This is a genomic window from Microbacterium sp. NPDC055988 (genome assembly GCF_042269505.1).
In the GTDB taxonomy this organism is placed as follows: Bacteria; Actinomycetota; Actinomycetes; order Actinomycetales; family Microbacteriaceae; genus Microbacterium.
In genome coordinates, this window is record NZ_JBHJXY010000001.1 from 2,450,329 (window position 1) to 2,476,274 (window position 25,946).

Annotated in this window: 27 protein-coding genes and 1 pseudogene; 17 read left to right on the forward strand and 11 right to left on the reverse strand. The window is 68.9% G+C overall.

The features are described 5' to 3' along the window. The 4 genes and pseudogenes from typA to ACFC14_RS11750 all read left to right on the forward strand — a co-directional run bounded on the left by typA (position 1) and on the right by ACFC14_RS11750 (position 5,776). Positions 1 to 1,914 (forward strand): translational GTPase TypA, encoded by a 1,914-nt coding sequence (gene typA, locus ACFC14_RS11735; RefSeq protein ID WP_136043567.1) that lies wholly within the window; start codon positions 1 to 3, stop codon positions 1,912 to 1,914. Positions 1,915 to 2,103: 189 nt separating this feature from the next. Further along, positions 2,104 to 3,009: a phospholipase gene (locus ACFC14_RS11740; RefSeq protein ID WP_376104509.1), complete on the forward strand. Its 906-nt coding sequence runs from the start codon at positions 2,104 to 2,106 to the stop codon at positions 3,007 to 3,009. A 97-nt stretch (positions 3,010 to 3,106) separates the two neighbouring features. Continuing rightward, positions 3,107 to 4,154, forward strand: a pseudogene (gene glsA, locus ACFC14_RS11745) (glutaminase A). Next, on the forward strand, positions 4,151 to 5,776 hold the full coding sequence (locus tag ACFC14_RS11750; protein WP_376104512.1) for an MFS transporter: 1,626 nt from the start codon (positions 4,151 to 4,153) through the stop codon (positions 5,774 to 5,776). Before glsA ends, ACFC14_RS11750 begins: the two are co-directional and overlap by 4 nt. A gap of 3 nt (positions 5,777 to 5,779) precedes the next feature. Here the strand turns inward: ACFC14_RS11750 and ACFC14_RS11755 are convergent, their stop codons facing one another. Then, a complete protein-coding gene (locus ACFC14_RS11755; protein WP_376104514.1) occupies positions 5,780 to 6,328 on the reverse strand; it encodes a helix-turn-helix domain-containing protein in 549 nt (182 codons plus the stop codon). 104 nt (positions 6,329 to 6,432) lie between these two features. On the opposite strand from ACFC14_RS11755, the gene ACFC14_RS11760 reads away from it, so the two are divergent. The 6 genes from ACFC14_RS11760 (at position 6,433) to ACFC14_RS11785 (ending at position 10,849) form a co-directional block, all read left to right on the forward strand. Beyond that, positions 6,433 to 7,155, forward strand: coding sequence for an AzlC family ABC transporter permease (locus tag ACFC14_RS11760; RefSeq protein WP_376104517.1), 723 nt, complete (start codon positions 6,433 to 6,435; stop codon positions 7,153 to 7,155). Next, complete coding sequence (locus ACFC14_RS11765) at positions 7,152 to 7,466, forward strand: AzlD domain-containing protein (RefSeq protein ID WP_029262903.1); 315 nt, start codon at positions 7,152 to 7,154, stop codon at positions 7,464 to 7,466. Before ACFC14_RS11760 ends, ACFC14_RS11765 begins: the two co-directional genes overlap by 4 nt. Positions 7,467 to 7,506: 40 nt before the next feature. Further along, positions 7,507 to 7,917, forward strand: coding sequence for a hypothetical protein (locus ACFC14_RS11770; protein ID WP_029262902.1), 411 nt, complete (start codon positions 7,507 to 7,509; stop codon positions 7,915 to 7,917). Between the two features lie 9 nt (positions 7,918 to 7,926). Then, positions 7,927 to 8,247, forward strand: a complete 321-nt coding sequence (gene fdxA, locus ACFC14_RS11775) for a ferredoxin (RefSeq protein ID WP_136043573.1) — start codon at positions 7,927 to 7,929, stop codon at positions 8,245 to 8,247. Positions 8,248 to 8,256: 9 nt separating this feature from the next. Further along, complete coding sequence (dapC, locus tag ACFC14_RS11780) at positions 8,257 to 9,369, forward strand: succinyldiaminopimelate transaminase (protein WP_376104521.1); 1,113 nt, start codon at positions 8,257 to 8,259, stop codon at positions 9,367 to 9,369. 190 nt (positions 9,370 to 9,559) lie between these two features. Continuing rightward, entirely contained in the window at positions 9,560 to 10,849 is a 1,290-nt protein-coding gene (locus ACFC14_RS11785) for a citrate synthase (protein WP_081859847.1), read from the forward strand. 70 nt (positions 10,850 to 10,919) lie between these two features. Here ACFC14_RS11785 and ACFC14_RS11790 read toward each other — a convergent pair whose 3' ends face one another. Beyond that, positions 10,920 to 12,320, reverse strand: a complete 1,401-nt coding sequence (locus ACFC14_RS11790) for a DEAD/DEAH box helicase (RefSeq protein ID WP_376104524.1) — start codon at positions 12,318 to 12,320, stop codon at positions 10,920 to 10,922. A gap of 273 nt (positions 12,321 to 12,593) precedes the next feature. Continuing rightward, positions 12,594 to 13,541, reverse strand: a complete 948-nt coding sequence (dapD, locus tag ACFC14_RS11795; RefSeq protein WP_376104526.1) for a 2,3,4,5-tetrahydropyridine-2,6-dicarboxylate N-succinyltransferase — start codon at positions 13,539 to 13,541, stop codon at positions 12,594 to 12,596. A 64-nt stretch (positions 13,542 to 13,605) separates the two neighbouring features. On the opposite strand from dapD, the gene dapE reads away from it, so the two are divergent. The 3 genes from dapE (at position 13,606) to ACFC14_RS11810 (ending at position 16,146) form a co-directional block, all read left to right on the forward strand. Continuing rightward, complete coding sequence (gene dapE, locus ACFC14_RS11800) at positions 13,606 to 14,679, forward strand: succinyl-diaminopimelate desuccinylase (RefSeq protein WP_376104529.1); 1,074 nt, start codon at positions 13,606 to 13,608, stop codon at positions 14,677 to 14,679. After that, positions 14,661 to 15,878: a hypothetical protein gene (locus ACFC14_RS11805; protein WP_376104532.1), complete on the forward strand. Its 1,218-nt coding sequence runs from the start codon at positions 14,661 to 14,663 to the stop codon at positions 15,876 to 15,878. The genes dapE and ACFC14_RS11805 overlap by 19 nt, the downstream gene beginning before the upstream one ends. Before the next feature lie 94 nt (positions 15,879 to 15,972). After that, the gene (locus tag ACFC14_RS11810) at positions 15,973 to 16,146 is read left to right on the forward strand and encodes a DUF3117 domain-containing protein (protein ID WP_017203323.1); all 174 of its coding nucleotides are present in this window, start codon (positions 15,973 to 15,975) and stop codon (positions 16,144 to 16,146) included. 98 nt (positions 16,147 to 16,244) lie between these two features. On the opposite strand, the gene ACFC14_RS11815 is transcribed toward ACFC14_RS11810, so the two are convergent. After that, on the reverse strand, positions 16,245 to 16,883 hold the full coding sequence (locus tag ACFC14_RS11815) for an O-methyltransferase (protein WP_376104537.1): 639 nt from the start codon (positions 16,881 to 16,883) through the stop codon (positions 16,245 to 16,247). Between the two features lie 90 nt (positions 16,884 to 16,973). On the opposite strand from ACFC14_RS11815, the gene ACFC14_RS11820 reads away from it, so the two are divergent. Further along, positions 16,974 to 17,348, forward strand: coding sequence for a Sec-independent protein translocase TatB (locus ACFC14_RS11820; RefSeq protein WP_376104539.1), 375 nt, complete (start codon positions 16,974 to 16,976; stop codon positions 17,346 to 17,348). Then, positions 17,345 to 17,986, forward strand: a complete 642-nt coding sequence (locus ACFC14_RS11825; protein WP_376104542.1) for a hypothetical protein — start codon at positions 17,345 to 17,347, stop codon at positions 17,984 to 17,986. Before ACFC14_RS11820 ends, ACFC14_RS11825 begins: the two co-directional genes overlap by 4 nt. A 13-nt stretch (positions 17,987 to 17,999) precedes the next feature. Here ACFC14_RS11825 and ACFC14_RS11830 read toward each other — a convergent pair whose 3' ends face one another. Genes ACFC14_RS11830 through ACFC14_RS11840 form a run of 3 tightly spaced genes read right to left on the reverse strand, consistent with a single transcriptional unit; the run spans position 18,000 to position 20,898 of the window. Further along, positions 18,000 to 19,121 carry an Mrp/NBP35 family ATP-binding protein gene (locus ACFC14_RS11830; RefSeq protein WP_376104545.1) on the reverse strand — a complete coding sequence of 374 codons (1,122 nt, stop codon included), beginning with the start codon at positions 19,119 to 19,121 and terminating at the stop codon, positions 18,000 to 18,002. Next, entirely contained in the window at positions 19,118 to 19,630 is a 513-nt protein-coding gene (locus ACFC14_RS11835) for a DUF1003 domain-containing protein (RefSeq protein WP_136043583.1), read from the reverse strand. The genes ACFC14_RS11830 and ACFC14_RS11835 overlap by 4 nt, the downstream gene beginning before the upstream one ends. Then, entirely contained in the window at positions 19,630 to 20,898 is a 1,269-nt protein-coding gene (locus ACFC14_RS11840) for a magnesium transporter MgtE N-terminal domain-containing protein (protein WP_376104549.1), read from the reverse strand. The genes ACFC14_RS11835 and ACFC14_RS11840 overlap by 1 nt, the downstream gene beginning before the upstream one ends. An 85-nt stretch (positions 20,899 to 20,983) precedes the next feature. Between ACFC14_RS11840 and ACFC14_RS11845 the strand changes: the two genes are divergently transcribed. Both ACFC14_RS11845 and ACFC14_RS11850 read left to right on the forward strand, forming a co-directional pair. Next, on the forward strand, positions 20,984 to 21,703 hold the full coding sequence (locus tag ACFC14_RS11845; protein WP_376104552.1) for a general stress protein: 720 nt from the start codon (positions 20,984 to 20,986) through the stop codon (positions 21,701 to 21,703). Positions 21,704 to 21,728: 25 nt separating this feature from the next. Further along, a complete protein-coding gene (locus ACFC14_RS11850) occupies positions 21,729 to 22,379 on the forward strand; it encodes an alpha/beta family hydrolase (protein ID WP_376104555.1) in 651 nt (216 codons plus the stop codon). On the opposite strand, the gene ACFC14_RS11855 is transcribed toward ACFC14_RS11850, so the two are convergent. From ACFC14_RS11855 to ACFC14_RS11870, 4 genes are read right to left on the reverse strand one after another with little or no spacing between them, the layout of a single operon-like run. Next, a complete protein-coding gene (locus ACFC14_RS11855) occupies positions 22,376 to 23,281 on the reverse strand; it encodes a phosphotransferase (RefSeq protein ID WP_376104558.1) in 906 nt (301 codons plus the stop codon). The two genes, ACFC14_RS11850 and ACFC14_RS11855, sit on opposite strands and share 4 nt — an antisense overlap. Positions 23,282 to 23,284: 3 nt before the next feature. After that, positions 23,285 to 23,440 carry a hypothetical protein gene (locus tag ACFC14_RS11860; RefSeq protein WP_167381614.1) on the reverse strand — a complete coding sequence of 52 codons (156 nt, stop codon included), beginning with the start codon at positions 23,438 to 23,440 and terminating at the stop codon, positions 23,285 to 23,287. Positions 23,441 to 23,444: 4 nt separating this feature from the next. Then, positions 23,445 to 24,866 (reverse strand): aminopeptidase P family protein, encoded by a 1,422-nt coding sequence (locus ACFC14_RS11865; protein WP_376104561.1) that lies wholly within the window; start codon positions 24,864 to 24,866, stop codon positions 23,445 to 23,447. A 37-nt stretch (positions 24,867 to 24,903) separates the two neighbouring features. Then, entirely contained in the window at positions 24,904 to 25,926 is a 1,023-nt protein-coding gene (locus ACFC14_RS11870) for an endonuclease/exonuclease/phosphatase family protein (protein ID WP_136043586.1), read from the reverse strand. Positions 25,927 to 25,946 lie beyond the last annotated feature (20 nt).

The following is a 25,946-nucleotide window of genomic DNA, read 5'->3' on the forward strand; positions in this document are numbered from 1 at the left end:
ATGGCGCACGCCCTTCGCTCTGACCTCCGCAACGTCGCAATCGTCGCCCACGTCGACCACGGCAAGACGACTCTCGTCGACGCCATGCTGCGTCAGACGGGCTCCTTCGGCGAGCACGCCCACGTCGATGAGCGCGCCATGGACTCCAACGACCTGGAGCGTGAGAAGGGCATCACGATCCTCGCCAAGAACACGGCGATCACGTACAAGGGCAAGCACGCCGGCGGCAAGGAGATCACGATCAACGTGATCGACACCCCCGGCCACGCCGACTTCGGTGGCGAGGTCGAGCGCGGGCTGTCCATGGTCGACGGCGTCGTGCTGCTGGTCGACGCCAGTGAGGGCCCGCTGCCGCAGACCCGCTTCGTGCTGCGCAAGGCGCTTGAGTCGAAGCTGCCGGTCATCCTGCTGGTCAACAAGACCGACCGTCCCGACGCGCGCATCGCCGAGGTCGAGGAGGAGGCGCACGACCTGCTGCTGGGTCTCGCCTCCGACCTGGTCGACGACGTGCCCGACCTCGACGTCGACGCACTTCTCGACGTGCCGGTGGTATACGCCTCCGGTCGTGCCGGCGCCGCATCGCAGAACCGTCCTGCGGACGGCTCGCTGCCCGACAACGACGACCTCGAGCCGCTGTTCGAAGCGATCCTCGAGCACGTGCCTGCTCCGGCCTACGACGACGAGCACCCGCTGCAGGCCTGGGTCACGAACCTCGACTCCAGCCCGTTCCTCGGCCGTCTCGCACTGCTGCGCGTCTTCAACGGCACGCTCAAGAAGGGCCAGACCGTGGCCTGGGTCCGCGCCGACGGCACGCACCAGAACGCGCGCATCACCGAGCTCCTGAAGACCCGTGCCCTGGAGCGCTACCCGGCCGACTCCGCCGGCCCCGGTGACATCGTCGCCATCGCCGGCTTCGAGAACATCACGATCGGCGAGACCATCGCCGACCCCGAGGACGTGCGTCCGCTGCCGGCCATCACGGTCGACGACCCCGCCATCTCGATGACGATCGGCACCAACACCTCGCCGCTGATGGGCAAGGTCAAGGGCCACAAGCTCACCGCTCGCATGGTCAAGGACCGCCTCGACAAGGAGCTCATCGGCAACGTCTCGCTCAAGGTCGTCGACATCGGACGTCCGGATGCCTGGGAGGTGCAGGGCCGCGGAGAGCTCGCCCTCGCCATCCTCGTCGAGAACATGCGCCGCGAGGGCTTCGAACTCACCGTCGGCAAGCCGCAGGTGGTCACGAAGAAGATCGACGGCAAGACCTACGAGCCGTTCGAGCATCTCACGATCGATACGCCGGAGGAGCACCTCGGCGCGATCACCCAGCTGCTGGCGAACCGCAAGGGCCGCATGGAGAACATGACGAACCACGGCACCGGCTGGGTGCGCATGGAGTTCATCGTGCCGTCGCGCGGTCTGATCGGCTTCCGCAGCGAATTCCTCACCACCACCCGCGGCACCGGCATCGCGAACGCGATCTCGCACGGTTACGAGCCGTGGGCCGGCTCCATCACCACGCGACAGAACGGATCGATCGTCGCCGACCGCCAGGGCGTCGTCACCCCGTTCGCGATGATCGCCCTGCAGGAGCGCATGTCGTTCTTCGTGCAGCCGACGCAGGAGGTCTACGAGGGCATGGTCATCGGCGAGAACTCGCGCGCCGACGACATGGACGTGAACATCACCAAGGAGAAGAAGCTCACCAACATGCGTGCGGCGAGCTCCGACACCTTCGAGTCGATGACGCCTCCGCGCCAGCTGACGCTCGAGGAGAGCCTCGAGTTCGCGCGTGACGACGAATGCGTCGAGGTCACGCCCGAGGTCGTCCGCATCCGCAAGGTCAACCTCGACGCGAACACCCGCGCCCGCGAGACCGCGCGGCTGAAGCGCCAGGACGCCAGCGCCTGAGTCCGAGTCTGCTCCGAGAAGAGGGCCTCGTGCCGCCGAAAGGCGTGCACGAGGCCCTCTTCTCATGTAAATCCCAGGTCAGGGATGGTTTTCACTCAGGTTGATGGTGCAGACTCGTTGGCTTGCGCCCGGGACGAGCTCCCGATGAGTCTCCTGCAAGGGCGTACGACAACCCGAAAGTCGAACCCGATGCTTCAGAAAACCCGTGCGCTTCGGCGCGCCTCGGACGCGGCGTCCGCCCGCGCCGCCGTCACCGCCCGCCGCCCGATGACCATCCTCGGAGTGACCGCGGCCACCCTGGTCGGTATCACGCTCAGCGTGGGGCTGGCATCCACCTCTGCTGCGGCCGCCATGAGTCCGGCCATCGCCGTCGCCGCGCCCGCACTGTCGGGTGCCGAGCCCCTGGCACAGATCACCCGAGACGCCTCGTCCACGCGCGTGGAGGCTCGGAGCGCTGTCGCGGCAGCCGAGGCGGTGACTGCCGACGTCGCGGCATCCGGCCTCGACGTCGGCGCCTCGACGTCGGTGGAAACGGCCGAGCTGGAGCGCGGCATCGACAAGCTCGCCGACAGCGAGGTGACGCCGTTGCTCCTCGTGGGCATCGTCACCGACGACGTGGAGACGGAACTGGCGAAGGTCGTCTCGGACACGGAGGATCTCCGCAGCGCGCTGACCGCGGCACAGGAGAAGCGAGCTGCGGAGGAAGCTGCCGCAGCGGCAGCCAAAGCTGCGGCAGAGCATGCGGCCGCCGAGCGCGCAGCCGCCGCGGCGCTCGCGTCCGCGAACACCGTCGAGGGCGCGAAGGCCTCCGCTCAGCAGCAGATGTCGAGTCGGTACGGCTGGGGCGGGGATCAGTTCTCGTGCCTGGACTCGCTGTGGACCAAGGAATCCGGCTGGAACTACCAGGCGTACAACGCCGACGGCGGGGCCACCGGCATTCCGCAGGCTCTTCCCGGCAGCAAGATGGCATCGGCGGGAGCCGACTGGCAGACCAGCGCCGCTACGCAGATCGCCTGGGGGCTCGAGTACATCTCGGCAGCGTACGGAACCCCGTGCAGCGCCTGGTCGCACTCGCAGGCGATGAACTGGTATTGATGACGGTCGAGCATCCGAGGATCCTCTAGGCGGAGGTGACGGTCGAGCGCTACGGTGACTCTGACGGCTGGGGCGTCACCGATCCGTGGAGGAAGATGTGCTCGACCCGACCGCATGGCGAGATGTCCCGCAGATCGCCTCGACCGGCACCCTGCCGGCGTGGGATCGCGTGGAAGAGATCGTGCGGGATGCCCACTCCCGTTATGTGCAGGAGCGTGGGGGCCGGGTCGCCGATTACATCCCCGTGCTCGCGGAGGTCGACCCCGAGCTCTTCGGCCTGGCGGTGATCGAAGTCGGCGGCGGGTTGCATGATGCCGGTGACGCCCTGCACCCCTTCTCCATCCAGTCGATCTCGAAGATGTTCGTCTACGCTCTCGCGATCCAGGAGCACGGGCACGAGCGTGTGCGCGAGATCGTCGGCGTGAACAACACCGGGCTTGCCTTCAACTCCGTGATGGCGGTGGAGCTCAACGACGGCCACCCGATGAACCCGATGGTCAATGCGGGAGCCATCGCCACCACCGCGCTCGTGCCGGGGAGCACCTCGGTCGAGCAGTGGGAACGTGTCCGGGAGGGACTGTCGGCGTTCGCAGGTCGTCCGCTGAAGCTCGACGGCGTCGGTGTACGCGTCGGAAGCGCAGACGAACGACCGCAATCGTGCGCTCGGTCGTCTGCTGCGAAGCTACGGGCGGCTGACGGGCGACCCGGACGAGGTGGTCGACGTCTACACCCGCCAATGCGCCCTCAGCGTGGCCGCCCATGACCTGGCGGTGATGGGAGCGACGCTCGCCGACGGGGGAGTGAACCCGGTCACCGGGGAGCGCGTGGTCTCGGCGGAGGTGTGCCGCGACACGCTCGCGGTCGTCGCATCGACAGGCCTGTACGAACGCTCCGGCGACTGGCTGTTCGAGATCGGGCTGCCCGCGAAGTCCGGCGTCTCCGGAGGCATCGTCGCCGTCGCCCCGGGCAAGGGCGCTGCGGCCGGGTTCTCCCCGCGTCTCGACGAGGCCGGCAACTCCATCCGATCGCAGATGGCCATCGGCTACCTGTCGCGCGTGCTCGGGCTCAACCTGTTCGCCTCCGCACCGGCGCAGAGCAACCCCGCCACGATCGCAGCCTCATCCGCAACTCGGGAGCAACCATGACCCAGACGCAGCACAGCCCGACGAAGACCTCGTGGTTGCCGATGGTCAGCCTGTTCCTCGCGCAGGTGCTGATGTCGTTCAACGTCGCGGCGCTGCCGATCTCGCTCGGCGGCATGGTGAGCGAGTTCGGCGTTCCGCCGACGGTGGCGAGCACGACCATCGTCATGTACGGTCTCGCCGTCGCCGCGCTCGTGATGACCGGCGCGAAACTCGGACAGCGAATCGGCTGGGTCGTCATCTTCCGGATCGTGATCGCGCTGTTCGCGGCCTCGTCCGTGATGATGATCCTCGCACCCACGGTGTGGTGGGCCATCGCCGGGCAGGCGGTCGCGGGAGCGGCGGCGGCGATCATCGTCCCGTCGATCGTCGCGCTCATCGCCGAGAACTACCGCGGCGCGCAGCAGGCGACCGCCATCGGGGCGATCGGCTCGGCGCGCGCGATCTCCGGTGTCAGCGCCTTCCTGATCGGCGGCACCCTGGGAACGCTGGTGGGCTGGCGGCCGATGTTCTTCATCGTGTTCGGGATCGCCGTCGTCGTGTTCGCGCTGAGCTTCACCCTGCGCGGCGACCATGGTGACGCGTCGATCCGGATCGATCTCGTGGCGTCGCTGCTCATCGGTGCCGGCATCGTCCTCCTGACCCTCGGATTCAACAACCTGAACTCCTGGGGTGCGGTCGCGGCGACCGCCGATGCCCCCTTCTCCGTGTTGGGGCTCTCTCCGGCGCCGATCTTCATCGTGGTGGGACTGGTCCTCGGGCAGGCGTTCTTCCTCTGGACCAGGAAGCGGATGGCAGAGGGGAAGGTGCCGCTCATTGACCTGAGCGTCCTCGGCTCCTCACGGGAACGGGCAGCCGTGTACGCGATGTTCATCGTGGTCGCCCTGGAAGCGTGCGTGAACTTCACGATCCCGCTCTACATCCAGATCGTGCAGGGACGCACTCCGTTCGACACCTCCATCGCGATGATGCCGTTCAATCTCACGGTGTTCGTCACGGCCACCCTCGTGGTGCGGCTGTACAAGCGCTTCCCTCCTCGCACGATCGGCGTCGCCGGCTTCATCCTCACCACGGTGGCACTCGTGTGGCTGTCGTTCGTCGTGACCAACAACTGGGAGACCGTCCCCACGATCGCAGGCCTCATCGTCTTCGGAATCGGACAGGGCGCACTCGTCACGCTGGTCTTCAACGTGCTCGTGACCGCAGTGCCCGCCGAGCTCGCCGGCGATGTCGGATCGTTGCGCGGCACCACGCAGAACCTCGCCTCGGCAGTCGGCACGGCCCTCGCCGGCGCGCTTCTGGTCTCGCTCCTCGGGCTCAGCATCGGCCGGGCCGTGGTGGAGCACCCCGAACTGCCGCCGTCGCTCATCGCCCAGGTCGACATGGACAACCTCAACTTCGTCAGCAATGACGACCTCCGCGCCGCCCTCGAGAACACCGATGCGACACCGGCTCAGGTCGACGCCGCTGTCGCCATCAACGAGGAGTCTCGGCTGGGGACGCTCAAGCTCGGCCTGCTCCTCCTCGCCGGGATCAGTGCGCTGGCGATCCTCCCGGCCTCGCGGCTGCCGCAGTACCGACCGCACGAGATCCCCGACCCGTCGCCTGCGCCCGGCGGGGAGTGAGACTCAGCGGAGTTCGGAGATGAGCACGGCGCTCGTGCCGGGGGCGGCCGCCTCGAAGATGTGCGGGTCGTCGCCCGCGTACGTCAGATAGTCGCCGGGGTTGAGGAGTACCGGCTCGTCGACCGGTCCGATCCGGGCCTGGCCGGAGATCAGGATGACGTGCTCGATCGTGCCGGGGTGGTGCGGGTCGGAGCGTCGGGCGTCGCCCGGTTCGGCCTGGATCAGGTAGACGTCGCGACGGGCGCCGGGAGGGCTGGCCGACAGCAGCGTGGCGCTGTATGCGGCTGCGGAGGAGGGGACGCCGGCGAGGTCGTCGGCGCGGATCAGAGTAGGAGCGTTCGTCTGCTGGTCGACGAGCACGGCGAACGGTACTCCGAGCGCGACGCCGAGCGCCCACAGAGTCTCGACACTCGGATTGCCTGCGCCGCTCTCGAGCTGCGACACCGTCGCCTTGGACACGTCGGCGCGACGCGCAAGCTCGGAGATCGAAAGGCCGACGGCCTCTCGTTCTCGGCGCAGAGTGCGAGCGATGCGCGTGCGGAGGTCTTCCATGCGTTCATCATGCCAAACGTTCGTTCGCTTGACTATCCTTACCTCGGTGTTCAGAATTATCATCATGTGTTCAGCGAAGCGAACAAAGGCCGGCCGGGTGGGCGATGACCGCCGAGCGTGAGGTCTGGCGCGAGGCGCTCGGTGTCGTGCTCGCGACCAGCGCCTATGGCGTCTCCTTCGGCGCGTTGGCCGTGGCGTCCGGGCTCGATGTCTGGCAGACCTGCGTCCTCAGTCTCTTGATGTTCACCGGGGGATCCCAGTTCGCCTTCGTCGGCGTCTTCACCGCCGGCGGTCTGGCCGCGCTGCCATCCGCAGTCGCATCCGCCGCCCTGCTCGGCGTGCGCAACGTCGCCTACGGAATGCGCATGTCGCCGATCGTGGGCGGGGGACCGGTGCGCAAGGCCGCCGCCGCGCACTTCACGATCGACGAGTCGACGGCCGTGGCGATCTCGCAAGGGGACCCGCGACTGCGGCAGGTGGGTTTCTGGGTGACCGGCATCGGCATCTTCGTGGGCTGGAACATCACGACCCTCGTCGGCGCGCTCGTCGGTGACGTGCTCGGCGACCCCCGGACCTGGGGATTGGATGCCGCGGCCGCAGCCGCCTTCCTGGCACTGCTGTGGCCGCGGCTCCGGCGGCGGCAGGCCATCGCGGTGGGGGTGGCGGCCGCCGTGGTCGCCGCGGCGTTCACTCCGCTCCTCATGCCCGGCCTCCCGGTGTTGGTCGCGGCCGTCGTCGCGATCGCCGTCGGCTGGTTCAACTGGCTGGGCGGGCGCGGGACGCCGCCGGATGATCGCGCCCGGGTCGGATCGGAGGGAGCGCCATGAGTCTGTGGAGTGCGATCCTCCTCGCGGCCCTCATCTGCGTCGCGCTCAAAGCCGCCGGGTACCTGGTGCCGCCCAAGGTCCTCGAAGCACCTCGCACTGCTCGCATCTCCGACCTGCTCACCGTCGCGCTGCTGGCAGCGCTCGTCGCGGTGCAGACCCTCGGCGACGGGCAGGCGATCACGGTGGACGCGCGCGTGCCCGCCCTGCTGGTCGCGGGAGGGCTCCTGTGGCTCCGGCAATCGTTCCTCGTGGTCGTGGCAGCGGCCGCACTGGTCGCGGCGCTTCTGCGGCTCTTCGGCCTCGCCTCGTGACGGACTGCTCCGTCACAGGGGGCGCCGGTAGGATCGACGGGTGCGCGTGAGCTGGGTGTCGAGAGTGTTGTCGTGGGTTGCTGCAGCTCTGGTGGGCGGCGTCTACGGCATCGCCGGCACGATCGCGCACAGCGTGATGTGGGGGCCGATCCCGGTGGGGCTCATCGTCGCCGCCATCGCCTGCGCGGCGATCCTGGTCGCTGTGCGCGCACTCACCCACGACCGGGGAGCGGCGGTCGCAGCCGGCCTCGGCATGATCGGCATGCTGGTGCTGATCTCGGGCGTGGGGCCTGGCGGATCCGTCGTCGTCCCGGACTCGCTCAGCGGACAGATCTGGACCTACCTGGTCGCGGGAATCGTGCTGCTCGTGATCGCCTGGCCTTCCTTCTCACGCGTGCCCGTGCGCACGGTCGCGCCTGCCGCGCAGGAACCCGAGCGCCACGAGTCGTAGACTGGAGGGGTGACGTATGTGATCGCCCTCCCGTGCGTCGATGTCAAGGACCGCGCCTGCATCGACGAGTGCCCCGTTGACTGCATCTACGAGGGTGAACGCTCGTTGTACATCCATCCCGATGAGTGTGTGGACTGCGGCGCCTGCGAGCCGGTGTGCCCGGTCGAGGCCATCTACTACGAAGACGACCTGCCCGACGAGTGGCAGGACTACTACAAGGCCAACGTCGAGTTCTTCGACGAGATCGGCTCGCCCGGCGGCGCCGCCAAGGTCGGCGTCTACGACTTCGATCATCCGATCATCGCCGCGCTCCCGCCCCAGGGCGAGTAGGCGTCTTCTGTGAGCGTCCGCGACCTCGCCGACTACCCGTGGGATGCCGTCGTCCCGTTCCGTGAGCGTGCCGCGCAGCATCCGGAGGGTCTCGTGGATCTCTCCGTGGGGTCGCCGGTGGATCCGACGCCGGAACTCATCCGCCGTGCTCTGGCCGAGGCCACCGATGCACACGCCTATCCGCAGACGGTCGGCACGCCGACGCTGCGCGAGGCCATCGTCGACTGGTACGCGCGGCGCAGGGGAGTGCCCGATCTCCGGGTCGACAACGTCCTGCCGACGATCGGCTCCAAGGAGCTCGTCGCCCTGCTGCCCACGCTCCTCGGCCTCGGCGAGGGCGACATCGTCGTCCACCCGCGAGTGGCCTACCCGACCTACGAGGTCGGCGCGCGAGTGGTCGGCGCGACGCCCCTGCCGGCCGACGACCCCGCGGAGTGGCCGGAGGGCACCAAGCTCATCTGGATCAACACCCCGGGCAATCCGGACGGCCGCACCTGGACGGTCGATGAGCTCGCTGCAGCCGTGCGCCGTGCGCGTGAGCTGGGGGCCGTCCTCGCGAGCGACGAGTGCTACGCCGAGCTGGGATGGGCCGGAATCTGGGCGACCGAGCCGATTCCCTCGATCCTCGACCCGCGGGTGACCGGTGGCAGCAGGGCGAACTTGCTCAGCGTGTACTCGCTGAGCAAGCAGTCGAATCTCGCCGGCTATCGCGCCGCGTTCGTCGCCGGCTGCGCGCGCGTCGTCGGAGAGCTGCTCACCGCGCGCAAGCACCTCGGACTCATGCCGCCCGCCCCCGTGCAGCACGCCATGGCGGTCGCGCTCGGCGACGACGAGCACGTCGCCGTCCAGAAGGAGCTGTACCGCACCAGGCGCGAAGCACTGCGCCCGGCGCTCGAGGCCGCCGGCTTCCGCATCGACGGTTCGGAGGCCGGGCTGTATCTCTGGGCGACGGAAGGGCGCGATGCCTGGGAGTCGATGGGCCGCCTCGCCGATCTCGGCATCCTCGCCGGCCCCGGTCCGTTCTACGGTGCGGACTCCTCGCAGCACGTGCGCCTCGCGCTGACCGCTCCCACCGAGCGGGTGCGAGAAGGCGCGCGCCGGCTCACCGCCTCGGCTCTGTAGGTTTTCTCCGTGAAGAGGGCATCTGTTTGGCGGATGTCACAGTAGGCCTGTGTGCCTACTAGGCTGTAAAGGCGATTCGGTCGTGTCTCGACCTGGTGCCACAGCGCCGTGAGATCGCCAGTTCCGACTTGATCAAGATCTTGTCCGATACACCGCGACCAGCGGGGTCGGACGCCAGGAGGAGGACCGCGTGAGCGCAGCGGCAGAGCAGACGGCGAAGCTGACGATCGGCGATACGACCGCCGAATTCCCGGTACTGCGCGGCACGGCAGGGCACGACAGCATCGACTTCTCGACGCTGACCCGGCAGACCGGCTACACGGGCCTCGACTACGGCTTCGTCAACACCGCGTCCACGAAGTCCGACATCACCTTCATCGACGGTGACAAGGGGATCCTCCGCTACCGCGGATATCCGATCGAGCAGCTGGCAGGGTCCACGAGCTACCTCGAGGTCGCGTGGCTCCTGATCTACGGCGAACTGCCCTCGGCCTCCGAGCTCGCGGAGTTCGACGAGAAGATCCGTCGTCACACGCTGCTGCACGAAGACCTCAAGCGCTTCTTCTCGGCGCTGCCGCACACCGCGCACCCCATGTCGGTGCTCTCGTCGGCCGTCGCCGCCCTCTCGACGTACTACGAGGGGCAGACCGACCCGCACAACCCCGAGCACGTCGAGCTCAACATGGTGCGCATGCTCGCCAAGCTGCCTGTGATCGCGGCGTACGCGCACAAGAAGAGCGTCGGTCAGGCCTTCCTGTACCCCGACAACTCGCTGAGCTTCGTCGACAACTTCCTCAAGCTCAACTTCGGCGTGCACAGCGAGGAGTACGAGGTCAACCCGGTCATGTCGAAGGCTCTCGAGCTTCTCCTGATTCTCCACGAAGACCACGAGCAGAACGCCTCCACCTCGACCGTCCGCCTGGTGGGCTCCACCGGCGCGAACCAGTTCGCCTCGGTCTCCGCCGGCATCCAGGCGCTCTCCGGTCCGCTGCACGGCGGTGCGAACGAGGCCGTCCTGACGATGTTGGGGCAGATCCGCGACTCCGGCCAGAGCGTCTCGCGCTTCGTGGAGCGGGTGAAGAACAAGGAAGAGGGCGTGAAGCTCATGGGCTTCGGGCACCGCGTCTACAAGAACTACGACCCGCGCGCCAAGCTGGTCAAGGATGCTGCCGATGAGGTGCTTTCGTCTCTCGGCGTCACCGACCCGCTCCTTGACCTCGCGAAGGAGCTCGAGGAGCTCGCCCTCGCCGACGACTACTTCCGCGAGCGTCGCCTGTACCCCAACGTCGACTTCTACACGGGCGTCATCTACAAGGCGATGGGCTTCCCGACCCGGATGTTCACGGTGCTGTTCGCCATCGGTCGTCTGCCCGGCTGGCTGGCGCAGTGGCGCGAGCTGCAGCTCGACCCGCAGACCAAGATCGGCCGCCCGCAGCAGCTGTACACGGGGTCTCCCGAGCGGTCCTTCCCGACTCGCTGAGCGCAGAACGAGAAAGCGCCCCTTCCGCCGAAGCGGAAGGGGCGCTTTTCTGTCTAGTGGAGTCGGCGGGTCAGCGACCCTGCGAGCTGCGGCCGCCGCCCTGACGGGACTGGCCGCTCTGCGTGGAGTAGCCACCACCCTGGTAGCCGCCGCCCTGGCCGCCGCTGCCACCGGCGCGGGGACGGCGACGACGACGTGCGGGCGGGTTCGCCGCGCCGCTCTTCTCGCCGCCGGCGGGACGCTGCTTGGAGGACTGGCGCTGCTGCTGCTGCGGAGCCTGCACCGGGGCCGGGCGCACGTGCGGTGCGCGCTCGGGAACCAGCGCGGTGATCGCCGCCGTGGTGACGTCTTCGAGGGGAGCGGTGATCGCGGCCTTGCGGAGCAGGTCCTTCACATCGCGGCGCTGCTCGGGCAGCACGACGGTCACGACGGTGCCGGCGGCACCGGCACGGGCCGTGCGTCCGGAACGGTGCAGGTACGCCTTGTGCTCGACGGGCGGGTCGACATGGACGACCAGGTCGACGTTGTCGACGTGCACGCCGCGAGCCGCGACGTCGGTCGCGACCAGGACGCGCACTCCGCCGTCTTCCGGGGCGGCCGAGAACGCGCCGAGGTTGCGCTCACGAGCGTTCTGCGACAGGTTTCCGTGCAGGTCGACGGCCGGGATGCCGGCTGCCGTGAGCTGCTTCGCGAGCTTCTTCGCCTGGTGCTTGGTGCGGGTGAAGAGGATGCGGCGACCGGTGCCGGAGGCGAGCTCCTTCACGAGGGCGGTCTTGTTGTCGGTGGAGTCGACGACCAGCACGCGGTGGGTCATCTCGCCGACGGGTACGCTCTCCTCGTCGACCTCGTGGCTGACCGCGTTCGAGAGGAAGCGGCGGGCGAGGGTGTCGATGCCGCGGTCCAGCGTCGCGCTGAACAGGAGGCGCTGGCCACCGGCCGGCGTCGCGGTGAGGATGCGGGTGACTCCGGGGAGGAAGCCGAGGTCGGCCATGTGGTCGGCCTCGTCGAGCACGGTGACCTCGATCGCGCTGAGGCGCACGACCTGCTGCTTCATGAGGTCTTCGAGTCGACCGGGGCAGGCCACGACGATGTCGACGCCGCCGCGCAGCGCCTGCTCCTGCGGACGCTGGCTGACGCCGCCGAAGACGGTCGTGACGCGCAGGCCGGCGGCCTCGGCGAGCGGGGCGATGGTTGCGGCGATCTGCGTCGCGAGCTCGCGGGTCGGTGCGAGGACGAGCCCGCGCGGGAGACCTGCGCGGCGCTGTCCGCCGGAAGCGGCGAGGCGCGCCACGAGCGGCAGGGCGAAGGCGATGGTCTTGCCGCTGCCCGTGCGTCCGCGACCGAGGAGGTCGCGTCCTGCGAGGGAGTCGGGAAGGGTGTCGCGCTGGATCGCGAAGGCCTCGGTCTTGCCGGAATCGGCGAGAACGGCGGCGAGCTCGGCGGGAACGCCGAGTTCAAGGAAAGTAGACATGCAGAAACTCCGTCAGCGCACGAGTGATCGGCGCGAGATAAGGGGTGAGGTGGGCGACGGCGCAGGAATTGCGCATCGGTTCGCCGTTCGAAATGCCAGCTCATGCTGGTGGTGGGAGCAGCTTCTGCTCGCTTCGGTCCTCGGAGACCCCATGACGACGACGATGTTGCAGCACCGGCGGTGCAGACAACGGTGTCAGTCTAACAGTGCGCGTATGTGATCAGCTGCATGTCGACTGCGGACGCGGGTCGAACCTGCCAGCTGAGGCGGCTCTCAGGCGTGGAGAGCCTCGTTGAGCGTCACCCCCACGCCGGCGCGGCGCACGGCCTCGACGGCGCCGCTGAGGGAGTTCCGGCGGAAGAGCAGCCCGTCCTGGCCGGAGAGGTCTCCGCCCTTCACGGTCTTCCGTCCACCGTCCGGTGTCACCGGGCCGTCGACCAGCACGATCTTCGTCCCGGCGGTCACGTAGAGGCCGGCTTCCACGACGCAGTCGTCGCCGAGCGAGATGCCGATGCCCGCGTTGGCCCCGAGCAGGGTGCGCGCGCCGATCGACACCCGATGCGTGCCGCCGCCCGAGAGCGTGCCCATGATCGAGGAACCGCCGCCGATGTCGCTGCCGTCGCCGACGACGACCCCCTGCGAGATGCGGCCCTCGACCATGGAGGAGCCGAGCGTGCCGGCGTTGAAGTTGACGAAGCCCTCGTGCATGACGGTGGTGCCGGGGGAGAGGTGTGCGCCGAGCCGAACGCGCGAGGCGTCGGCGATCCGGACGCCCGCGGGCTGCACGTAGTCGGTCAGCCGGGGGAACTTGTCCAGGCCCTGCACCTGGATGCCGGCACGCTGGAGGTGCGGTCGCAGGCGGGCGGCGTCGACGGGGAGCACCGGGCCGGCGTTCGTCCAGGCGACGTTCGGCAGATGGCCGAAGATGCCGTCCAGGTTCAACTCGTTGGGGCGCACGACGAGGTGCGAGAGAGCGTGCAGGCGCAGGTATGCGTCGGCCGTGGAAGCGGGAGCCTCGTCGAGGTCGATCTGGAGCTGGATGATCTCCACGGTCACGTTCCGTCGCACATCGGCACCGACGAGGGGCTCGAGGGCCGAGACCGCGGCATCGTCTGCCGTGAGGATTCCCGCCCGTACGTCCGGGAACCACGCATCGAGAACCGTGCCATCGCCGGCGATCGTGGTCAGGCCGATACCCCATACAGTGCGTGCGTCGCTCATGCCTCCACGCTATCGCGCCGTGGGGTGGGGACTTCACGCATGACGGGGTAAGTAGGCTTGACCCATGGTGCTCGATCTGACCGCGTCCTCCGTCGACCTCACTCGTGCGATCTGCGACATCCCGAGCGTGTCCGGCGACGAGAAGACACTCGCCGACGCGATCGAGGCGGCGATCACCCCGCTGTCCCACCTCGAGGTGTTCCGCCACGGGAACACGATCGTCGCCCGCACCGATCTCGGTCGTGCCCAGCGCGTCGCCATCGCCGGACACATCGACACCGTACCGATCAACGCGAACCTGCCGACTCGGGACATGGAGATCGACGGCGTGCCCTACCTCTGGGGGCGCGGAACCGTCGACATGAAGGCGGGCACGGCCGTGCAGCTCAAGCTCGCGGCAGAGCTCACCGATCCCGCGATCGACATCACCTGGATGTGGTACGACAACGAAGAGATCGAGGCGTCCAAGAACGGCCTCGGCCTGCTCGCCGCCGTACGACCGGACCTGTTCCAGGCGGACTTCGCGATCCTCGGCGAACCTTCCAACGGCGAGGTCGAGGGCGGATGCAACGGCACGCTGCGCGCGATCGTGCGCACCACCGGTGTTCGCGCGCACAGCGCACGCGCCTGGATCGGCGAGAACGCGATCCACCGTGCAGCGCCGATCCTGACCCGGCTCGCGGAGTACCGGGCCAAAGAGGTGCCGGTCGAGGGACTGCTGTACCGGGAGAGCCTGAGCGCCGTGCGCATCGCCGGTGGTGTCGCGGGCAACGTCATCCCCGATGCGTGCGAGGTCGAGGTCAACTACCGCTTCGCTCCGAGCAAGTCCGCTGCAGACGCCGAAGCGCACCTCCGCGGGGTTCTCGCCGGCTTCGATGTCGAGATCACCGATGCCGCCGAGGGGGCGCGCCCCGGACTCGACGCCGAGATCGCGAAGCAGTTCGTGGCGGCTGTCGGCGCCGAGCCCCGCCCGAAGTACGGCTGGACCGACGTCGCCCGGTTCTCGGCGCTCGGCATCCCGGCGGTGAACTACGGCCCAGGTGACCCGCACCTCGCGCACCACGACGAGGAGCGGGTGCCGCTCGCGCAGATCGACGCCGTGGAGCGAGGCCTGCGCGCATGGCTCACCTCGCGCTGAGCGCGGTTCGACGGTGGGCGCAGACGCCTGTCGCGCTGAGAATCGCGGTCATCTACCTCGCCGCGCGGGCGACGACCACGATCTTCCTGTTCATCGCCGCGTCGCTGTCGACGTCGTTCTCGCGCTTCGGGGCCGACGCTGGACTCGATGACTTCGTCCTCGGGTGGGACGCCCAGTGGTACTGGCTGGTTGCCGAGACCGGGTATCCCACCGAGCTTCCCCGGACGGAGTCGGGCGAGGTCGCCGAGAATGCCTGGGCTTTCATGCCGGTGTTCGCATTTGCGGCGAAGGCGGTGGGCTTCGTCTTCGGATCGTGGGGAGTCGGCGCTCTCCTGATCTCGTTGGCGGCCGGATACCTGGCCTGTCTCGCTCTTCATCGTCTGCTCCGTGACCGTATCGGCGCGTCCGCCGCTCTCTGGGCGGTCGTGTTCTTCGCTGCCGGGCCCATCGCCGCGATGTTTCAGGTCGGCTATGCCGAGACCCTCTTCCTGCTTCTGCTGTTCCTCGCGCTCGACGCGACGATCAGACACGAGTACGGCCGGCTCTACCTGCTGATCCCGGTGATGGCCTTCACACGCCCGGGTATCCTCGCGTTCGCCCTCTACCTCGGGTTGCACGGTGTCGTGCGCTGGTTCCGTCGCAGAGAGGAACCGCTCTCCGCACGGGCGATCGGGCACATCATCGCGCTCGGGGCGCTCGCGACCGCGGCGGGCTTCGCCTGGCAAGTGATCGCGGGCATCGTCACGGGCGATCCCGGCGCCTACCTCGCAACCGAACTCGCGTGGCGCCGGCATTGGGTCACCGGAGGCGTCGACGGGTTCGTTCCGTTCGAGGGATGGCTTCAGGCTTCGGAGTTCTGGTTCGCCCTCTGGGGCCTGCCGCAGTGGTGGGGGCCGGTGGCGCTCGTGCTGCTGGTCGCGGCTGTCGGAGTCGCCCTCCTCCGCTCGCCGCAGGTGCGTGCACTCGGCAGCGACTTGCGTCTGTGGAGCGCGAGTTATCTTCTGTACCTTCTGGCGGTGTTCTTCCCGCAGTCGAGCACCTTCCGTCTGCTGCTACCGCTCAGTCCGCTCTGGGGGGCCGTCGCGGTTCCGCGATCGCGGTGGTGGCGGGTGGGAGTGGTGGCCCTCTGCCTCCTGGGTCAATGGTTCTGGATCTACCACGTCTATGCGCTCGGGAGCACGTTCTGGCAGGTGCCCTGAGGCCGCCGGGCGACCCAATTGTTGCCCGGTGACCTCCAGGTCCCGGTGACACCCGATAAACTCATTCCATACCACCGGAGGAAAGGGAGCCACGATGGCAGCGATGAAGCCGAGGACCGGAGACGGACCTATGGAGGCCGTGAAAGAAGGACGACTCATCATCGTGCGCGTTCCGCTCGAAGGCGGCGGCCGTCTGGTCGTCTCCGTGAACGACGCCGAGGCCAAGGAGCTTCACGACGTGCTTGCCGCCGTCGTGGCACCGGCCTGATCGATCTGGGGTCCGCATCCGCGGATCCGGAAGGGCGGCGGATCTTCGGATCCGCCGCCCTTCGTCGATTCCGGGGCACACCCGGAGCGAGGTTCTCGTCAGTCGCTGTCGGCGAGTCTGATCAGCTGAAGCAGTCCTTCACCCGCGGGTGACACGGTCGCCAGGACGGCCGAGGACTCCTGGGTCTCCTGCACCAGCGAGCGGTAGGCCGACGTGACCTCGTCGCGCTGTACGGGGTCGGCGACGCGGCCGCCGCCGAGGATCCGCGGGACCAGGACCATGCCGCCGGTGCGGGCGAGGCGGAGTCCGTGCTCGACGTACTCGATGATGTGGTCGGGGTCGGCGTCGACGAGCACGATGTCGTACGAGGACTCATTCATGCGGGGGAGCACGTCGATCGCGCGACCGGTGATGAACCGCACCTTGGTGGACGGCACCTTCGCGTCGGTGAAAGCCTGTCGTGCAGCCGCGAGATGCTCGGGCTCGTTGTCGATGGAGGTGAGCACGGCCTGCGGTGCTCCGCGCAGCAGCCAGAGTCCGGAGACTCCGGCTCCCGTGCCGATCTCGACGATCGAGCGTGCACTGGTCGCTGCCGCGAGCACGGCGATCTGGGAACCGACGACGGTGCTGATCGGCATCGCGCCGAGCTCGACCGCGTGTGCGCGCGCCCGTGCGATGGAGTCGGGTTCCACGATGGACTCGCGAAGGAATCGCGCGTTCGCGTCGTGCTCGCTCATGACCTGTCTCTCCCTGCCTGCCCGGTGATTCCCTCCAGAGTATTCGCTCGGTGTACCTGCGGACCGCAGGCGCGACGGTAGCCTGTAGAGATGACGTTCGGGCTCACCTTCGAGAAGCTGTTGCTGATCGGTCTCATCGCGGTGCTCATCATCGGCCCTGAGCGTCTTCCGCGAGCAGCCGAGGGCTTCTCCCGCATGGTCCGCAAGGCCGGCGAGTACCTTCGCTCGACCAAGTCCCGCATGCGCGAGGAGATGGGCCCGGAGCTCGACGACGTGGACTGGCGCAAGCTCGATCCGCGTCAGTACGATCCCCGACGGATCATCCGCGACGCGCTCTTCGAGGAGCCGCAACCGGCGACTCCCGCCCAGGCGAAGGAGACGATCGCCGAGCCCATCTCTCCCCGTGCGCTTCCGCAGGAGTTCAGCGCGAGCAACCGGCCTCCGTTCGATCCCGAAGCCACGTGACCCGAGGGCGGCTCGCCGATCGCGACGCCGTGGCATTCGGATTCTCCGCTCTGTGCGCGTGCATCGGCGTCCTGATCTGGACGCTGTGGGTGATGCCTGTCGCAGCATCCGTGGGAGAGGCGGACCCGCTTCCGCTCGGACGAGGGCAGACGGTCGAGCTGAATGCGGGCGAACGCGTCGGCATCTGGGGAAGCGGTGTCTCCGCGATGCTCGGGACGCTGGAGTGCTCGGTGTCGGGTCCGGGTGGAGACTCGCTCGCTCAGCGCGGAGGCCCCTCGCTGTCCTGGGATGACACGCTCTGGTGGATGACCCCGAAGCGCGGGTTCGAACAGCACACCCAGTTCACAAGCATGGATGCGGGTGTTCACACCGTCACCTGCACCGACTCGCTCGACACCTACGACGGCGAGTTCCTCATTGCCGGAGACGTTTTCGGAAGCGGCTCCATCGGGCTCGGCCGCACCGGCGGGAGCGACTTCGCCACGGGGACGCTCCTGGCGTTCGGCGCGGTGTTCTGTCTCCCCGTCGCCGTGCTGCTGCCCGTCGTGATCCTGATCCGACGACTGGTCACCAGACGCAGGAGCGCACGGAATGCGCAGCGCGCCGGCGCATCCTGGGCAGCGCCGCCGGGGTCTTAGATCACCCGCACCCTCAGCCGATCGTCATCGGCAGTGAGCGGCCGGAAAGGCCCCGCCCCTGCCGAGCGAGCGTGCGTGCGAGGGCGCGGATCGTCGCGGCTGCGGAATCCGTCGTCTCACCGGCGACGATCGGGAGGCCGGCATCGCCACCCTCGCGGAGCGCGGGGCTCAGTGGGATCGAGGCCAGCAGCGGGACCGTCGTTCCCGGCTCGGAGAGAGCCTCGGCGACCGCGGCGCCTCCACCCGAGCCGAACAGATCGATGACCGTGCCGTCGGGGAGCGTGTATGCCGCCATGTTCTCGATGACGCCGATCACCCGCTGCCCCGTCTGCCGTGCGACGAGTCCGCTGCGGATGGCCACCTCTGCGGCAGCGGTCTGCGGGGTCGTCACGACCAGCACCTCCGCATGCGGGAGGAGCTGGCCGATCGAGATGGCGATGTCGCCGGTGCCGGGCGGCATGTCGATGAGCAGCACATCGAGGTCGCCGAAGAACACATCGGTGAGGAACTGCTGCACCGTGCGGTGCAGCATCGGTCCGCGCCATGCCACCACGGACTCGCCGTCTCGGAGGAACATGCCGATCGAGATGGTCTTCACGCCGTGCGCCACCGGGGGCAGCATGAGATCGTCGATACGTGTCGGCTGCGTGCCAGCCGGGATGCCGAGGAGCCCCGGGATCGAGAATCCGTGCACGTCGGCGTCGACGAGGCCGACCGACAGACCCTGGTCGGCGAGAGCCACGGCGAGATTCGCGGTCACCGTCGACTTGCCGACGCCGCCCTTGCCGCTGGAGACGAGGATCACGCGGGTGAGCGAGTCCGGGCCGAACGGCATGTGGCGGGCCGGCCTGCCGTCGCGGAGCTTCTCGGTGAGGGCCTTGCGCTCTGCCGGAGTCATCACGCCCACCTCGACGTCGACCGACGTGATGCCGGGCACGGAGGCGGCAGCCTCGCGCACGTCGGACTCGATGCGCGTCGCGGCCGGGCAGCCCACGATGGTCAGCACGATGCCGACCTGAGCCCGGTCGCCGTCCACAGCGATCTCGCGGACCATGTCGAGCTCGCCGATCGGGCGGCGCAGCTCCGGATCCGTCACCGCGGAGACGGCGGCGCGGACGAGGTCGGCCTCGGTCACGAGGCGGCGCCTGCGGTCGGTTTGTCCCCGTCGTCCTCGAGCTCGGCGAGGAGGGCCTTCAGCTCCTGCCGCAGCACGTCGCGCGTCACGGCCTGCGCGTTGCGTTCCTCGAGCGCCATGCGCAGCGCCACGATCTCACGGGCGAGGTACTCGGTGTCGGCGAGGTTGCGCTCCGCGCGCTGCCGGTCCTGCTCGATCTGCACCCGGTCGCGGTCGTCCTGGCGGTTCTGCGCGAGGAGGATGAGCGGTGCGGCGTACGAGGCCTGCAGCGAGAGCATGAGCGTCAGGGCGGTGAAGCCGAGGGCCGCATCGTCGAAGCGCAGGTTCTCGGGCATCAGCGTGTTCCAGACGATCCAGACCACGCAGAACAGGCTGAGGATGACCAGGAACGCCGGGGTGCCCATCGCCCGGGCGACCCACTCGGTGAAGCGGCCGAACCGGTCGCGCGAGGTCGCCCGGGGCCGTGTCGTGGTGCGGCCCGGCGCATCGAGGCGCGGGGAGCGGGGCATCAGCGTGCCTCCTTCGCGGGAGACGGTGTGTCGTCGCTGTCGTGCGATCGCCAGTCGTCGGGGAGCAGGTAGTCGAGCACGTCGTCGATGCTGATCGCACCCACCAGGCGGTGGGCTGCGTCGATCACCGGCAGCGAGACGAGGTCGTAGCTCGCCAGCAACCGCGCCACCTCGGCGGCGGATGCGGTGACGGGAACGGGTTCGAGGCTGTCGTCGAGGATCGCGCCGAGTCGCTCGTGCGGCGGGTAGCGCAGCATCCGCTGGAAATGCACGAGGCCGAGCAGACGTCCGGTCGGTGTCTCGAACGGAGGCAGGGTCACGAAGACTGCGGCGGCCAGCGCGGGGTGCAGCTCGTGGCGGCGGATCAGGGCCAGCGCCTCCGCGACGGTCGCGTCGGCGGAGAGGATGATCGGCTCCGGGGTCATCAGACCGCCCGCCGTGTCGGGACCGTACCGCAGCAGCATCCGGACGTCTTCGGCCTCTTCGGGCTCCATCAGCTCGAGCAGCTGCTCGAGCCGGTCCGGGGCGAGCTGGGCGAGCAGGTCGGCGGCGTCGTCCGGTTCCATCTGATCGAGGATGTCGGCCGCGCGCTCGTCACCCAGTCGATCGAGGATGTGCACCTGCTCGTCCTCGGGCATCTCCTCGAGGGCGTCGGCGAGACGGTCGTCCGACAGCTCTTCGGCCACTTCGATCATGCGCTGCTGCGGAAGATCGAGCAGGGTGTTGGCGAGGTCGGCGGCGTGCAGCTCGGAGTACGAGGCGACGAGCTGCTCGGCGGACTGCGATTCACCCGGTGCGCGCTGCTCGGCCACCTCGCTCCAGCCGGCGAACGTGGTCGGGCCCTTCGCGAACGGCGAGGCACTGGTCTTCGGGCGGCGGAGGAACAGCTGGCTGATCGCCCATTCGCCGAGGCGGTTGGGCTCGATCGCGACGTCTTCGATCACGGCTGTGCCGCTGCCGTCCACGAAGCTCACGCGTCGTCCGAGCATCTCGGCGAGCACACGCACCTCGCCGGCACGGGGAGAGAAGCGGCGCACGTTGATCAGGCCGGTGGTGATGACCTGTCCCGACCGGATCGAGGTGACCCGGCCGATCGAGAGGAACACATGGCGTCGTCCCGGGATCTCCACGACCAGACCGATCACGCGGGGCGCCGCCGTACTTCGGTACACGACGACGACATCCCGGACTTTGCCGAGCCGGTCGCCGAGGGGGTCGAAGACGGCGCACCCGGCGAGGCGCGCGGCGAAAACCCGTTGTGTGCTCACTTCTCCAGAGTAGTCGGCGGGTCCGCTCGGCGGCGGGATGGTCGCGTCTCGGGCCCCCGGACGATGCGCATGGAAGAATAGCCGGATGAGCATGCTGAACCGCCCCGCGAGCGGCACCGAGACCGGCGAGATGGTCGCTTCGACGCGCGACTACGAGAGCGCGCAGAAGACGGTGTCGAAGCTGATCGCGGGGGAGGTGCCAGCACGGGACATCGCGATCGTCGGGCAGAGCGTTCGCACGGTCGAGCGCGTGACCGGGAAGCTCGGGTATGCGGCGGCCGCGCGTTCGGGTGCAATCAACGGGGTCCTGATCGGTCTGTTCCTCTCGGCCATCCTCGTGATCGGCAACCCCGAGGTGCCGATCCAGCTCTTCGTCGGGTTCGTCTTCATCGGCGTCGCACTCGGCATGCTCCTGAGCCTCGTCACCTATGCGATCGTGCGCCGCCGGCGCGATTTCGCGAGTGTCACGCAGTTCGCTGCCGACCACTATGAGGTCACGGTGCAGGCGGCATCGCTCGCCAAGGCCCGACAGGTGCTCGGATCGACGAAGGTCGCGCCGGTGCGTCCCCCGGTGAACCTCGACGAGCCGCCGCGCTACGGCGAGCGGATCACCCCCGGCGCGGCAGCACCCGTGCCGACCCCCGCGCCTGAGGAGCCGGCCATCCCGCCGCGTCCAGCCGACCCGCAGCCAGGGGCCGACACCATGCCGGAGCCCGATGCCACGCCGGAAGAGCCCCTGTCGCCCCCGGCCGCCGAGCCGGACAGTGCTCCCGGCGCTGAAGGCCTCGAGGGCGGACGAGCGTGACGCTCCGGTCGCCGCTCGACGACTGATGGTCCAGATCCCGGTCGATCTGCCCACGGGGGCCACGACGGTCTCGGCAGACTGGACAACCGGCGGGAACCGGACGGTCATCGCCATCGCGCACGGTGCGGGCACGGGCAAGGACCATCCGTTCCTCACCGGCTTCGCGGCAGCACTCGGCGAACTCGGTTTCTCGACGCTGCGCTTCAACTTTCCCTACGTCGAGCAGGGCAGGAAGATGCCGGGCCCCGCGGCACACGCCATCGCGACGTGGAACGCCGTCGTGGAGTTCGCGCGGGCGAACGAGCCGTCCGCGAGCGTCTGGGTGGCCGGCAAGTCCTACGGGGGACGCATGGCGTCCATGGCCGTCGCTGACGGTCTCGTCGTCGACGGGCTGGCGTACCTCGGCTATCCGCTGCACCCACCAGGACGGCCGGAGAAGCCACGAGCGGAGCATCTGCCCGCCATCTCGGTTCCGCAGCTGTTCGTCGAGGGGACGAACGACCCCTTCATCCAACCGATCTCGCAGTTCGAAGAAGCGGTCGCCAGCTGCCAGGATGCCCGAGTCGTGTGGGTCGAGGGCGGAGGCCACACCTTCGAGGTGAAGGGACACAAGCGTCCCGCTTCCGAGATCGGCTCATCCCTCGCGCCGCTCGTGGCCGAGTTCGCCCGCCGCTAGGTGAAGGCCGACAGCTCCTCGTCGGTGAGCAGCCGGCGCAGCGTCGAGAGACCCAGGGCGCTCATCGTGGGGTTCGACTCCTCGTAGTACCAGGCGAGTCCTATCGCCTGTTGGAACGCCCACGCGGCGCCCCGCAGCCACTCCACGTCCTCGGCACCGACGCTGGAGCGGAGAACCTGTCGTGCGGGAGCGTCGAAGTGGTGCCACGCGGCGACCAGATCGAGCCCGGGATCGGCTGGTCCGAAGCTGCCGCCGTCGAGCACGCCCGAGAGTCGGGTCTCGCCGGCCCGAACGTCGATGAGCAGGTTGAACGGTGTCAGGTCACGGTGGCTCATGACATCGGGCCCCGACCGAGGGAGCACCCGCAGTGCCTGCCACAGCCTGGCCGCTTCGGGAACGTCGAGCAGGTGTGCGCCTCTGTCCAAGCACTCGGCGACCCACTCGTCATGGTCCGGGAGGATGCCTCCTCGCCCCCGGCCGTCGAAGACACGTCCAGCGGGATCGACGGCGCGCAGCGCCCGGACCAGCGCGGCCAGATCCTGTGCGAGTGACACCGAACCCGCGTGCGCATCGAAATGCGCGGTGATTCCGGGCAACCAGGTCTGCATCGACCATGCCGACGAGTACGTCTCTCCGCCATGCGCGAGACCGTACGGCAGCGGCGCCCGGACCGGACATGCGTCCGCCAGCGCCGTCATGGCCGCTGCTTCCCTCTGCAGCTCCTCGTACGAGGCCGGGAGGAGAGGGAACCGTGCGACCAGGTCGTTTCCGACGCGAACGATCGAGTTCACCGTGGCGGCGGTGCGGACCCGGCGCAGTTCTCGCTCGTCGAGCTCCGGGAACGACTCGGTGACCAGCGCCCGTGCGAGCGCATCGTCGACTGCGAACTCGCCGTCGTGCATACGTCAGAAGGGCCGGGACCGGCCTGGTTTCCCCTGGTCCACCCAGCGCGTGTGCGACTTGAGTGCGAGCAGCACGGCGAAGTAGATCACCGCGCCCGCGATGAGTGCCGCGACGGCGTAGATCAGGACGATGGCGAAGAAGCTGACGACTCCGAACACGGCGTCAGCCCTGCAGTCGGGCGATCCAGGCCTCGACCTCGTCGGCCGTGCGCGGGATGTCCGCCGACAGGTTCACCGGGCCGTCCTCGGTCATCAGGATGTCGTCCTCGATGCGCACACCGATCCCGCGGAGTTCTGCCGGGACCGTCAGATCGTCGATCTGGAAGTACAGGCCGGGCTCGATCGTGAACACCATGCCGGGGGCGAGGATGCCGTCGTAGTACATCTCCCGGCGGGCCTGCGCACAGTCGTGCACGTCGATGCCGAGGTGATGCGAGGTGCCGTGCACCATGTACCGGCGGTGCTGGCCGCCCTTGTCGGCGTCGAGGGCCTCGTCGGCTGTGACGGGCAACAGGCCCCACTCGGCCGTGCGCTCGGCGATGACCTTCATGGCGGCGCCGTGCACGTCGCGGAACCGCACGCCGGTCCGCGCCGCCGCGAAGGCCGCATCCGCTGCTTCGCGCACCGTCTCGTAGACACGGCGCTGCACCTCGGTGAACGTGCCGGAGACGGGGAGAGTGCGGGTGATGTCGGCCGTGTACAGGCTGTCGGCTTCGACACCGGCATCGACCAGGATCAGGTCGCCGGGAACGACCGTGCCATCGTTGCGCGTCCAGTGCAGGTAGCAGGCGTGCGGGCCGGAGGCCGCGATCGTGTCGTAGCCCTCGCCGTTGCCGTCTTCGCGTGCCCGGCGGTGGAAGACCCCCTCCACGACGCGCTCGCCGCGGGCATGGGTGACGGCGGCGGGAAGCTCGCGGATGATGTCGTCGAACCCGTCGGCCGTGATCTCGACCGCACGGCGCATCTCGGCGATCTCGAACTCGTCCTTGATGAGACGCAGTTCGGAGACGAAGCGGGTCAGCGCGTCGTCGTCGTCGAGCACCAGTTCGCCCTCGACGGCCTCGAGCTCGTCGAGGTGGGCGGTCGCGATGTCGAGGTCGGCGGCAACACCGGCCAGCGACGGGCGGGGCCCGATCCAGAACTCGCCGACCGTGGCGTCGGCGTAGAACTCGGTCGTCGTCCGGTCGGCGCGCTCGCGGAAGAAGAGCGTGATGTCGTGTCCCGCGTCGGTCGGTGCGAAGACCAGTACCGAATCGGGCTCCGCATCCGACGCCCATCCGGTGAGGTGCGCGAAGGCGGAGTGCGCGCGGAACACGTAGTCCGTGTCGTTGCTGCGCTGCTTGAGCGACCCGGCGGGGATCACCAGGCGCTTGCCGGGGAATGCGGCCGAGACGGCAGCGCGTCGGACGGCGGCGTAGGCGGCCTGCTCGCGCGGACTCGGAAGAGTCTCCGGACGCTCGGCCCAGCCGGTCGAGATGGTGTCGAGGAAGCCCTGGGGGAACGGCTGCTTGCGGTTCGTGGTGCTGTTCTCGGCCGATGCTTCGACGGTGGGTTCTGCGATCGTGTCGCGCTCTCCGGTGCTCATCCCTCCAGTCTGTCATCTGGAGAGGATGCACGGGAGCTCAGCCGGCCGGCTCGAGCTGCACGACCAGCGCGCGGTGGTCGCTGCCGCCGGCATCGTCGAGCACGACGGAGCCGGTCGGCGTCCAGTTCTGCGATGCCATGACGTGGTCGATCGGTGCGCCCGCGAGCGTCGGGAGCGAGCTCGGCCAGGTGCCGGTGACACCGTTGCCGGTGCGCGCCGCCACGTCACGGCAGTAGCCGATGTCGCCGCCCTCCACACCGAGACCGGCCATGTGGTCGATCGTCGCGTTGAAATCACCGGCCAGGATGAAGTCGCCTTGCGGGCACTGGTCGGCGATCCACTGCAGGTCGCTCTGCCACTGCTGCATCTCTTCCATACGCGGTGCGACCGCGTGCACGGCCACGATCGTGGGGCCTTCGCCGTCGATCGGCATGAGGACGACGCTGGGAACGGAACCCGTGTTGCTGGTGCCGTCCTTCGCCGACTCGATCACCGAGTACTCGCCGAGGTCGGGGGCGACCAGGACGGTGGTCTGCCAGGACTGCGGACCGTCCTGCACGTCGGGACGGAACTGCACGTGGTGCACCCACATCGGGTGGCCCTGCTCCCGAAGCATGATCGCGATGCGCTCGCCGACCTCCTCGGTGGTCTCGGGAAGTGCGACCACGTCGGCGCCCTGGTCGAGGATGCGCTGCGCGATCACGTCGGCGGACACGGCCTCGCCCGCGGTGTTCCAGGTGAGCACCCGCACGCTGCTCTCGGTCTTCTCCGGAAGGGCGGTAGCCCCGAAGCCCCTGCTCGCTCCGATCAGTGCGGTGGCGCCGGCGCCCAGCAGTGCGACGATCAGCACCGAGGCGGCGAACCCGCGAAGCGGCCGCGCGAAAAGCAGCAGGAGGGCGAGCACGACGACGATGAGGAACCCGCCGAGGACCAGGCCTCGCACCGAGACGAGCTGCGCGAAGGGATAGGTCTGCTCGAGGTGGAAGAACTGCGGCCACACCACGATCGCCGTCGCGATCGCGAGCAGGACGGTGAAGAGGATCCCCAGTAGTCGAAACATCCCCTCCAGCCTAGAAGCGG

What these genes read in the sequence shown, in the direction of transcription:
- typA (WP_136043567.1), top strand. Translation starts at nt 1, where the DNA reads ATGGCGCACGCCCTTCGCTCTGACCTCCGCAACGTCGCAATCGTCGCC.
- ACFC14_RS11740 (WP_376104509.1), top strand. Translation starts at nt 2,104, where the DNA reads ATGCTTCAGAAAACCCGTGCGCTTCGGCGCGCCTCGGACGCGGCGTCC.
- ACFC14_RS11750 (WP_376104512.1), top strand. Translation starts at nt 4,151, where the DNA reads ATGACCCAGACGCAGCACAGCCCGACGAAGACCTCGTGGTTGCCGATG.
- ACFC14_RS11755 (WP_376104514.1), bottom strand. Translation starts at nt 6,328, where the DNA reads ATGGAAGACCTCCGCACGCGCATCGCTCGCACTCTGCGCCGAGAACGA.
- ACFC14_RS11760 (WP_376104517.1), top strand. Translation starts at nt 6,433, where the DNA reads ATGACCGCCGAGCGTGAGGTCTGGCGCGAGGCGCTCGGTGTCGTGCTC.
- ACFC14_RS11765 (WP_029262903.1), top strand. Translation starts at nt 7,152, where the DNA reads ATGAGTCTGTGGAGTGCGATCCTCCTCGCGGCCCTCATCTGCGTCGCG.
- ACFC14_RS11790 (WP_376104524.1), bottom strand. Translation starts at nt 12,320, where the DNA reads ATGTCTACTTTCCTTGAACTCGGCGTTCCCGCCGAGCTCGCCGCCGTT.
- dapD (WP_376104526.1), bottom strand. Translation starts at nt 13,541, where the DNA reads ATGAGCGACGCACGCACTGTATGGGGTATCGGCCTGACCACGATCGCC.
- dapE (WP_376104529.1), top strand. Translation starts at nt 13,606, where the DNA reads ATGGTGCTCGATCTGACCGCGTCCTCCGTCGACCTCACTCGTGCGATC.
- ACFC14_RS11805 (WP_376104532.1), top strand. Translation starts at nt 14,661, where the DNA reads ATGGCTCACCTCGCGCTGAGCGCGGTTCGACGGTGGGCGCAGACGCCT.
- ACFC14_RS11810 (WP_017203323.1), top strand. Translation starts at nt 15,973, where the DNA reads ATGGCAGCGATGAAGCCGAGGACCGGAGACGGACCTATGGAGGCCGTG.
- ACFC14_RS11815 (WP_376104537.1), bottom strand. Translation starts at nt 16,883, where the DNA reads ATGAGCGAGCACGACGCGAACGCGCGATTCCTTCGCGAGTCCATCGTG.
- ACFC14_RS11820 (WP_376104539.1), top strand. Translation starts at nt 16,974, where the DNA reads ATGACGTTCGGGCTCACCTTCGAGAAGCTGTTGCTGATCGGTCTCATC.
- ACFC14_RS11835 (WP_136043583.1), bottom strand. Translation starts at nt 19,630, where the DNA reads ATGCCCCGCTCCCCGCGCCTCGATGCGCCGGGCCGCACCACGACACGG.
- ACFC14_RS11845 (WP_376104552.1), top strand. Translation starts at nt 20,984, where the DNA reads ATGAGCATGCTGAACCGCCCCGCGAGCGGCACCGAGACCGGCGAGATG.
- ACFC14_RS11850 (WP_376104555.1), top strand. Translation starts at nt 21,729, where the DNA reads ATGGTCCAGATCCCGGTCGATCTGCCCACGGGGGCCACGACGGTCTCG.
- ACFC14_RS11855 (WP_376104558.1), bottom strand. Translation starts at nt 23,281, where the DNA reads ATGCACGACGGCGAGTTCGCAGTCGACGATGCGCTCGCACGGGCGCTG.
- ACFC14_RS11865 (WP_376104561.1), bottom strand. Translation starts at nt 24,866, where the DNA reads ATGAGCACCGGAGAGCGCGACACGATCGCAGAACCCACCGTCGAAGCA.
- ACFC14_RS11870 (WP_136043586.1), bottom strand. Translation starts at nt 25,926, where the DNA reads ATGTTTCGACTACTGGGGATCCTCTTCACCGTCCTGCTCGCGATCGCG.